The organism is Hoylesella timonensis 4401737 = DSM 22865 = JCM 15640, from assembly GCF_000455445.1.
GTDB lineage: Bacteria > Bacteroidota > Bacteroidia > Bacteroidales > Bacteroidaceae > Prevotella > Prevotella timonensis.
On sequence record NZ_HG417090.1, the window covers coordinates 376,901 to 386,640 of the forward strand.

7 protein-coding genes are annotated in these 9,740 nt (G+C 44.2%); 5 read left to right on the forward strand and 2 right to left on the reverse strand.

Annotation, left to right across the window (positions count from 1 at the left end; genetic code table 11):
* The first annotated feature begins 94 nt into the window (after positions 1-94).
* The 4 genes from BN35_RS01600 to BN35_RS01615 all read left to right on the forward strand — a co-directional run bounded on the left by BN35_RS01600 (position 95) and on the right by BN35_RS01615 (position 5,178).
* The gene (locus tag BN35_RS01600) at positions 95-1,702 is read left to right on the forward strand and encodes a beta-N-acetylhexosaminidase (protein WP_025072533.1); all 1,608 of its coding nucleotides are present in this window, start codon (positions 95-97) and stop codon (positions 1,700-1,702) included.
* 23 nt (positions 1,703-1,725) lie between these two features.
* Positions 1,726-2,517 (forward strand): glucosamine-6-phosphate deaminase, encoded by a 792-nt coding sequence (nagB, locus tag BN35_RS01605; protein WP_025072534.1) that lies wholly within the window; start codon positions 1,726-1,728, stop codon positions 2,515-2,517.
* Positions 2,518-2,579: 62 nt separating this feature from the next.
* The gene (locus BN35_RS01610) at positions 2,580-4,568 is read left to right on the forward strand and encodes a glucosamine-6-phosphate deaminase (protein WP_025072535.1); all 1,989 of its coding nucleotides are present in this window, start codon (positions 2,580-2,582) and stop codon (positions 4,566-4,568) included.
* A 196-nt stretch (positions 4,569-4,764) separates the two neighbouring features.
* Complete coding sequence (locus BN35_RS01615; RefSeq protein WP_025072536.1) at positions 4,765-5,178, forward strand: DUF805 domain-containing protein; 414 nt, start codon at positions 4,765-4,767, stop codon at positions 5,176-5,178.
* On the opposite strand, the gene BN35_RS01620 is transcribed toward BN35_RS01615, so the two are convergent.
* Together BN35_RS01620 and BN35_RS01625 are read right to left on the reverse strand one after the other, a co-directional pair.
* Positions 5,175-5,516 carry a hypothetical protein gene (locus BN35_RS01620; protein ID WP_025072537.1) on the reverse strand — a complete coding sequence of 114 codons (342 nt, stop codon included), beginning with the start codon at positions 5,514-5,516 and terminating at the stop codon, positions 5,175-5,177. The two genes, BN35_RS01615 and BN35_RS01620, sit on opposite strands and share 4 nt — an antisense overlap.
* Positions 5,517-5,597: 81 nt before the next feature.
* Complete coding sequence (locus BN35_RS01625; protein WP_028901172.1) at positions 5,598-6,503, reverse strand: DMT family transporter; 906 nt, start codon at positions 6,501-6,503, stop codon at positions 5,598-5,600.
* A 216-nt stretch (positions 6,504-6,719) separates the two neighbouring features.
* On the opposite strand from BN35_RS01625, the gene BN35_RS01635 reads away from it, so the two are divergent.
* Positions 6,720-9,431, forward strand: a complete 2,712-nt coding sequence (locus BN35_RS01635; RefSeq protein WP_036893569.1) for a 3'-5' exonuclease — start codon at positions 6,720-6,722, stop codon at positions 9,429-9,431.
* The last annotated feature ends 309 nt before the right edge of the window (positions 9,432-9,740 follow it).

The window sequence follows — 9,740 nt, forward strand, 5'->3', positions numbered from 1 at the left end:
AAAAGCGAAATGATTGTCGAAATTGAGCACCTCAACAAAGGTGTTTTATCAGAATAAAGTCGTATCTTTGTCATTCATTTAATACGATATAAACATGAAAACAAAAATGATCACCTTACTATTGGTGTGTGGTATGATGTCTTTCTTTTCCGCCTCTGCTCAGAATGTGGCAGATTATCAGATTGTTCCCATGCCCAAAGAGTTGTCACTCACTACGAAGAAGCCCTTTGTGTTATCGGCTTCAACCTGTATTTACAGTCCTGCAGGAGACATGGATTTGCAGCGCAATGCCCAGTACTTGTCGGAGTATATTCGTGAGACGACGGGCTTGCAACTCAATTGTGTGACGAAGAAAACCAAACAAGCGATTTCTTTAGCCATAGATTCAAAAATTAAAAACGATGAAGGATATGTGCTGTCCGTTACACCTCAAGGAGTGACGGTGGCTGGAAAAACGGCACGTGGCGTGTTCTATGGACTGCAAACCTTGCGCAAGTCGCTCCCCGTTGCGAACAACCTAACGGAAGTGATGTTGCCAGCGGTCGTTATCAAGGATGCTCCTCGTTTTGGCTATCGTGGTGGAATGTTGGACTGCGGTCGCCATTTCTTCTCCATCGACTTCGTTAAAAAATATATTGACCTGTTGGCTTTGCACAACATGAACGTGTTTCATTGGCATTTAACCGAAGATCAGGGTTGGCGCATTGAAATCAAGAAATATCCCGAACTTACCAAGATAGGCTCTATACGCAAAGAGACAGTAGTGGGACGCAATTCAGGTGTGTGCGACGGTGTGCCTTATGGCGGTTATTACACACAGGAGCAGGCGCGCGAAATCGTGAAATATGCTGCCGACCGATACATTACTGTGATTCCCGAGATAGATATGCCTGGCCACATGCTTGCTGCCATGGCAGCTTATCCTGAGTTGGGATGCACGGGTGGTCCTTACGAAGTGGCAAAAACATGGGGCATATTTGAAGATGTTTTGTGTTTGGGCAACGAGAAAACTTACCAGTTCTGTGAAGATGTCTTAGCCGAGTTGATGGATATATTCCCCTCGAAATATATCAATATAGGTGGTGACGAAGCTCCTCATGTGCGTTGGGAAAAATGTCCAAAGTGCCAACGTGTAATGCAAGCACAAGGTTTGACAGCCAAGAAGTTGCAAGGCTATTTCACCAATCGCATTGAAAAATTCATCAATAGCAAAGGTCGTCGCCTCATAGGCTGGGATGAAATCTTAGATGGAGACATCAATCAAAGTGCTACTGTGATGAGTTGGCGCGGGGTAGAGCCCGGTATGAAGGCAGCCATGACAGGTCACGATGTGGTGATGTCGCCTACTACCTATGCTTATTTCGATTATTACCAGACCGATAAGACCTTTAACGAGCCATTACTCATTGGTGGAAACCTACCTATTGAGAAGACTTACAGCTTCGAACCCTTACCAGATAGTTTGTCGGCAGAGGCACGTGAGCATATCATTGGTGTACAATGTAATCTTTGGACGGAGTATATTCCTTATCCAAATTTGGCAGAATATCAGCTGTTGCCACGCATGGCAGCCATTGCAGAAATACAATGGTCGGAACATAAGAAGGACTTCCCTGAGTTTAAGAACCGTTTAACTCGCTTGACGAAGTTCTACGACTTGTATAACTATGACTATGCCAAGCATCTTTGGAATAAAAAATAATCATTCAACGAAATATTAAGAACATGAGACTTATTATTGAAAAAAATTATGAAGCGCTGTCAGACTGGGCAGCAGAGCATGTTATTGAGCGCATTCGTGAGTTCAATCCTACCGCTGAGCGTCCTTTTGTATTAGGACTCCCCACAGGCTCTTCGCCAGAGGGAATGTATGCACGGTTGGTTAAAGCCAACAAGGAGGGAAGAGTGTCGTTCAAACACGTCATCACCTTTAATATGGACGAGTATGTTGGTTTGCCCGAATCGCATCCAGAAAGTTATCACTCGTTTATGGCACGCAATCTGTTTGATCATATCGATTGCCCGAAAGAGAATATCCATATTCTCAACGGAAACGCAAAAGACTTGGAAGCTGAATGCAAAGCCTACGAAGAAAAGATTGCTGCAGCGGGTGGCATTGATTTGTTTATTGGAGGAATTGGTCCAGATGGCCACATTGCATTCAATGAGCCATGTTCTTCACTTACATCGCGTACTCGTATCAAGACCCTCACCAGTGACACTATCATTGCCAACAGTAGGTTCTTTGATAACGACATCAACAAGGTGCCTAAACATGCACTGACAGTAGGTGTGGGGACCGTGATGGATGCGAAAGAAGTCATGATACTCTGCAATGGTCACCATAAGGCTCGCGCTTTGCAGGCTGTAGTTGAAGGTCCTGTTACCCATTACTGGACGATTAGTGTGTTGCAGCAACATCCTCACGGCATTATTGTGTGTGACGAGCCTGCTACCGACGAATTGCGTGTGGGAACGTACCGCTACTTTAAGGATATAGAAAAGAATAATATTTAAACAATAGGGGGGCTTGTACGATTTTTGTTTCGTGACAAGCCTCGTTTTTTAAGGATAGATTTATGAAATTAAATTTAAGTTCTGAGATTGTTCTCAACAAAGTACCCGTTGAATTGTATCGACCAGCAACTGCCATTGACCGTTCTGAGTTGACACGTTATGAGAAGATTGATACCGATATCTTTCCAAAAATAGAGGAAGGAGCCAGTCACATTGCCGATGCGATTGTAAAGACTGTGAAGGAAAAACAAGCTGAAGGCAAGTTTTGTGTGCTTGGCTTGGGAACGGGATTGTCGCTCACACCTATCTATAATGAGCTTATTCATCGCCATCAAACCGATAAGGTAAGTTTTCATAATGTGATAGTGTTCAATGCGTATGAATATTTCCCTATCACTGCAGATACGCAGAACAGTTGTATGAAGCAGTTGCGCGATCGCTTCTTAAACCATGTTGACATCGACCCAAAGAATGTCTTTAGTCTCGATGGGAGCATTTCGCAGGAGGATGTACAGAGCCATTGTCGCCTTTTCGAAGAGCGCATACAAACCTTTGGAGGCATCGACATCATGCTCTTGGGCATTGGACGTTCGGGCAATATCGCTACGAACGAGCCAGGTTCTACGTTGACATCTACCTCACGCATCATCTTGGTAGACGAGGTGTCACGTCAAGAAATGGCATTGAGCTTTGGTAATAACGAGTCAGTTCCACCTTGTTCTATCACCATGGGTATCGCTACAATATTGAAAGCCAAAAAGATATTCTTGGTAGCATGGGGAGAAGAGAAGGCAGAGATGATTCAAAAGGCGGTTGAGGAAAAGATTACGGATACCATTCCCGCTTCGTTCCTACAAACACATAATAATGTTCATGTGGTTATCGACCTGTCTGCTGCCAGCAGACTCACACGCATTGTGCATCCATGGCTGGTAAAGTCGTGTCATTGGACGGATAAGTTGGTGCGTTCAGCCTTGGTATGGTTGTGTCAATTAACGAAGAAACCTATCCTGAAGCTCACCAATAAGGATTACAATGACCACGGATTGAGCGAATTGTTGGCGCTCTATGGTTCGGCATACAATGCCAATATCAAGATTTTTAACGATTTGCAACATACCATTACAGGTTGGCCAGGCGGCAAACCGAATGCTGACGACACTTATCGTCCCGAACGTGCGAAGCCGTTCCCCAAGCGCGTAATTGTCTTTTCACCGCACCCTGACGATGATGTCATCTCCATGGGAGGCACGTTGCGACGTTTAGTTCAGCAGGGACACGATGTACATGTAGCTTATGAGACGAGTGGTAACATTGCTGTGGGCGACGAAGAGGTGACACGTTTCATGCACTTCATCAATGGATTCAATCAGTTGTTTGGCTCTGAAAAAGATGAAGTCATCAAGAATAAGTACAAGGAAATCAAGGAGTTCTTGTCACAAAAGAAGGAAGGCGATATTGATACGTTAGACGTACGAACCATCAAGGGATTGATTCGTCGTGGAGAAGCGCGCACTGCCAACACGTATAATGGGGTTCCTTTGGATCATGTTCACTTCTTGGACTTGCCATTCTACGAATCAGGTAAGATAGAAAAGTTGCCTATGACAGAGAAGGATGTGCAGATTGTACGTGATTTGATTACGCAAGTGAAGCCACATCAGATTTATGTCGCTGGCGATTTGGCAGATCCTCACGGTACTCATAGAAAGTGTACAGATGCTGTATTGGCTGCACTCGATTTGGAAAAAGAAGCTGGTGCAGAGTGGCTCAAAGACTGTCGTGTGTGGATGTATCGTGGAGCTTGGGCAGAATGGGAAATCGAAAACATAGAGATGTGTGTTCCTATGAGTCCTGAAGAGTTGCGTGCTAAACGCAATAGCATCCTCAAACACCAGAGTCAAATGGAAAGTGCACCGTTCTTGGGCAACGATGAGCGATTGTTCTGGCAGCGTTCTGAAGACCGCAACCATGCCACGGCAGCACTTTACGACAGTTTAGGTTTGGCTTGCTACGAGGCGATGGAAGCCTTTGTAGAATATAAGGTGTGAGAAACGAAAGACTTCTTAATAAGGACTTCCGAACAGTCTCTTACTATTTAACGTAAAGTTCAACACGCTCTATCTCTTCTTTTGTAGAAAGATGGAGCGTGTTTTTTGTGGATTAGAGTAAAAAAAAAGAACATTAAAAATTGCAAATATCATTATAAATTGTTACTTTTACAGCATCATTAAAACTCAATAGATTATGGAAACAAACACAACTCCACAGGCTACGCCAACCTTATCCTTTGGTGAAGCAATCAAACAAGTGTTCAACAAGTATGCTACCTTTACGGGGCGTGCACGTCGATCTGAATATTGGTATTTTGCATTGTTTGGTACATTGGCAGGCATGGTTGCCTATATTTTAGACTTTGCACTTGGCTTAACGTTCACAGACATTGGTTATGGACCTCTTTATATCCTCGTTGCATTAGGTTTGCTTATTCCTGGTTTGGCTGTCGCTGTACGTCGTTTGCACGATATTAACAAGAGTGGCTGGAACTATTTATGGGTGTTGATACCTATTGTTGGTGGTATTTTGCTCATCGTTTGGTTTTGTTACGATTCAAAACCAGAGACAAATAAGTATGGAGCTTCACCAAAATACATCGATTAGTTGATGTCGTTTTGAGGCTTTCGGCGCAAGTATTTCACCCAAGCATAGGGCTTTCGACGAGTCAGATAATTGGGGTCGTCCATGTGTCGATAAGCTTCACGCTCAAAAGAGATGTTTAGATAGGCACGTCCTTTCATCGGAATGCGAATCAACCATTCGATGACGTAGAACAAATAGAAGAAGATAAACCCCATTTCTATCATCTGTCGGGTGTGAATACGCTCATGCTGTATCAAGTCGGCAGTAATCGTTGTCCCTTTTCGGCAAAACAACAAGCCAAAAAGATTGATGGCATCGTATTTCTTAAAAGGTATCAGTCGGTTGTGAATAATAAGCATGATTCGTTCTTCTTCTATCGTATTAAACTGTCATTAGAGGTCATTTAGGAAGTAATGGGGCTGTATGAGAAGGCAGTCCCATTAGTTTCCGTCCGATTTGCGAATGGTAATGATATAGGCACTCAGCAGCACCAAGATACCTGCCACGGGCTTGTCCCACGTCAATATGTCCTGTCCAATGTAAATAGCTACGAACGAAGCCACCACTGGTTGCAGGTTGGTGTAGATACTAACGGTTGTAGCTTGCAGGTAACGCATGGCATACGGAATAGCAAAATAGCCTATCACCGTGGCAAACACCACAATGAAAGTCATCTCGATCACACCACTCCAAGCCCATTGTGACGACCACCACCTTTGTTGGTTAAACTCTGGAGCAGCAAAGGGCAATACGGCAAGGGTGGAAATAAGAAATATCCATTTCATTTGAGTCACGGCTGTGTATTTCTGAGACACGTTGCGCGTAATCAGTAAATACACTACCCAGGTCATCAAACTTAAAATAGTGAGCGTGATACCTAATAAGTCATTCTTCCCAGAGCCACTTTTCCAACTCATCAATACCATGAGTAGTGCACCCACAATACCTATCAATACTCCGAATATCTTTGTACCGTTCATCCTCTCTTTCAAGAACAACGCAGCCATGAGCATGGTGGCAACGGGGGTGAGTGTAGCAATGAGCGAGAAATAAACGGGCGTGGTGTACACCAAAGCCCATGCTGTGAGCGTTTGTGAAATCACAAAACCTAATAAACCTCCCAACATGATGATGAGCAAGTCTTTGCGTTGAACGGTCTCCTTAGGCAGGAACAGACTGATTGCCCAAAAGATTGCAGCCGCTCCCAAGCACCGCATGAACATGTAGCCCATAGGCGTTACCCATTGATCAAGTAGTAGTTTGGTGACTGGTACGCCCAAACCAAAGATAACGTTGGCTAAGATGATTGCGGTGTGTGCTTGTATTTTCTGTTGTTTCTTCTTCATGACGGGTTCGTTATAGTTTAATTTTCTTTTGGTTGTGTGAGGACATCAGCGTGGTATATCTTTCTTTCTGATGCCATGTGAACAAGCCATCAACTGCGGCTTGGCGATTTTCAATGGTAGAAAATCGTTGCAAAGATACAGATTTTTCCAATAATGGGGCTTGGGAACAGAAATAAAATAATATATTTGTACAACGAATCAAGCCCATTGAAAACCATGCAAAACGACAATATCCCAAATTCATTGACTCCCGACCAATATCAAACTGAAGTGATACAAGCCAGCGGTGGTTATCATTTAGTGTTGGCTGCACCGGGCTGTGGCAAGACCCAAATCCTCACCGAGCGTATTCGGAGGGCGCACGAGCAAGGCATTTCCTTTGACGAGATGCTGTGCCTTACCTTTACCAATCGTGCTGCACGAGGCATGAGAGAGCGTATTTTGACTCATATCAATGATGAAGAAATAGCTGAATTGTACGTGGGAAACGTGCATAGGTTTTGTTCTAAGTTCTTGTTCAACAATAGTTTGGTGCCTGCAGAGAGTTCGGTGATTGACGATGATGATGCGTTCAGCATCTTGGCTCGTTATCGGGATGATGATGAATATGCAGTGCAGCACAATTTTCGGTTGAAGAAAGAGTACATCGAAGTGCTTCATTTTGCAGGATTCATACATCAACTTACTCATCATCACCCCAAGCATTTGCGCTTGCATCCTGAATGTGTCACCTCTTTGGACGTGGCTGCCTTGCGCACTTTGTGTCGTGTACAGCGGATGGAACTCACGGCTGATACCTTGCAGGAGGTTTTCAAAAATGCAGATACATATGAAAGTCTTATCCATTCGGATGCCTATGACATAGGGAGTCAGCATGATATAGAAGCATTGTTGCGCAAGATGCAGCAAGCACAGTATTATATCCAGTACAAAAAAGAAAACAAGTTGCTCGACTTTGAGGACTTGCTTATGCTCACCTACGATGCACTGAACGCAGATGACCAGATCGAATTGAAACGCTATCGCTGGATACAAGTAGACGAAGTGCAAGATCTCAACCCACTACAGTTGGCACTCGTCGATGGTTTTACAAGCAAAGACTTCCACACGGTGATGTATCTTGGTGATGAACAACAAGCAATTTTTTCTTTCATGGGTGCTAAGATGAGTACCCTCGATGCACTGAAGCAGCGTTGTGAGGGGCACCTCCATCGGTTGTTCGTCAATCATCGCTCACCTCGATATTTACTTCAAGTATTCAATACATTTGCCGAAAAGATGTTAGACATCGATCCGGCCTTGTTGCCTACCACCGATTTTGACCCTCCTCGTCAAGGTGATGAACTGCAATTGATGTCGAGCGAACAGGTAGAATCGGAATATGCTGATATCGCTGACAAGGTGCAACGCTTGCAAGAGCAGTATCCTCATGAGACAACGGCTGTGATTGTCAGTTCAAATGCCGATGCCGAATTGATGAGTGAAGCCATGAAACAGAAGAATTTACCTCATTTCAAGGTGTCGGGAGAGGATGTGTTTGCCTCTTCAGAGGTGAAGTTACTCTTGGCACATCTCAACATTTTGTGTAATGAACATCAGTTCATGGGCTGGTCGAGATTGCTCAAAGGCTTGCAGGTGTTTGAGAGTAATGCAGCCGCTCGTAGGTTTGTACGAGGATTGTTCGATAATGCCATGCTGCCATCCGATTTGTTGATGTACCCTGGTAGCAGCTATGTGCAAGCCTTTGTGGAGTGTTACGAGCAACAGGACATGGTGGTGTTCGATACAGAGACTACGGGTTTGAATGTTTTTGAGGACGATATTGTGCAGATAGCCGCCGTACGTATGCGACAAGGATGTGTGGTTCCCGGGTCAGAATTTGTGGTGTTTATGCGCACCAATCGTGAGATACCACGCAAGTTGGGCAATATTGACAATCCGCTGATAGAGGAAATACAGCATCATCAACTGTACAGCCCAAGCGAGGGCTTGAGAATGTTTATGGAGTATGTGGGAAAGAGTAGACTGTTGGGGCATAATGCCGACTATGACTATCATATCTTAAACTTTAACTTGCAGCGTTATCTTCCTGATATACAGTTAGAAAAACACTGTAACATATATTTTGATTCACTGAAACTCATCCGTTTACTCGAACCAAACTTAAAAGAATACAAGCTGAAATATTTACTGTCGGTGCTGCATCTCGAAGGACAAAACTCGCACCTTGCCGATGCTGATGTGCATGCCACCTGCAGTGTGGTGCGCCATTGTTATGAGAAAGCGAAACAGCACATCGACTCTCAAAGGGAATGGATACAGCATCCTCGATTCCAAGAGAGGGCAGCAGTGTTCAGGAGGCATTATCTCGAAATCTATACTCGTGCGCACCAGCTGATGTATCAGCGTCAGCATTCGGAGGATTTGCCCGTCTTGGCGAGCGAAATAGCGTATCTCTATCACACCCTCTGTGAACAAGGATTGCTGCAACCCATTGACAAATTGCCTCATGTCATCAAGTATTTGTCAGCTGACATGATAGACAAGGATGCCTATCCGTCGCTCATCGAACAGCTTTCGGTGTATATCAACGAAATCAACACGCTTAAAGAGGCTGACCTGTGTCATGGAACAACTTTAGATGAACGCATCTTTGTGACAACGGTTCACAAAGCCAAAGGACTGGAGTTCGATGAAGTTGTCTTGTTTGATGCGGTAGATGGTCGATACCCCAACTACTTCAATCGTGACAATGTGCGGTTAGTTGCCGAGGATAAACGCAAGTTTTATGTTGCCATGACCCGTGCCAAGCAGCGGTTGTATGTGTCGTGGTCACGCAATAGGGTGGACTATCACAACCAGTTGCAGCCTCGTTGTCTCACGCCATTCATGAAACCCTTGCTCCATTTCTTTGAGGTGTTGGCATAACCTCTTTATGGCAAGGAATTTCTTTCTTGATTTGTTGCATCGGAATTTCACGGATTTACATGAGAGTTTATATAATACAGCATCGGAGTGTCACGGATTTACACGGAAAAATTCTTAGATTTGTACAAGATAATAGTTTTATTACATCCGTGTTTTTCCGTATTCTTCCGTAGCTACATTTAGCAAATTATCCGTGTGAGTCCGTGTTTATCCGTTGCTAAACATCTCGTTGCATTGGAGTGATACGGGGAACAAACCAAAATGAAGATACGAACCTATGCTCCTGCCTATTCTATTCGTTGATTTTTG

Bases quoted from the DNA above. Each gene is read 5' to 3' on its own strand.
- BN35_RS01620 (WP_025072537.1), bottom strand. From the start codon at position 5,516: ATGCTTATTATTCACAACCGACTGATACCTTTTAAGAAATACGATGCC.
- nagB (WP_025072534.1), top strand. From the start codon at position 1,726: ATGAGACTTATTATTGAAAAAAATTATGAAGCGCTGTCAGACTGGGCA.
- BN35_RS01610 (WP_025072535.1), top strand. From the start codon at position 2,580: ATGAAATTAAATTTAAGTTCTGAGATTGTTCTCAACAAAGTACCCGTT.
- BN35_RS01625 (WP_028901172.1), bottom strand. From the start codon at position 6,503: ATGAAGAAGAAACAACAGAAAATACAAGCACACACCGCAATCATCTTA.
- BN35_RS01600 (WP_025072533.1), top strand. From the start codon at position 95: ATGAAAACAAAAATGATCACCTTACTATTGGTGTGTGGTATGATGTCT.
- BN35_RS01615 (WP_025072536.1), top strand. From the start codon at position 4,765: ATGGAAACAAACACAACTCCACAGGCTACGCCAACCTTATCCTTTGGT.
- BN35_RS01635 (WP_036893569.1), top strand. From the start codon at position 6,720: ATGCAAAACGACAATATCCCAAATTCATTGACTCCCGACCAATATCAA.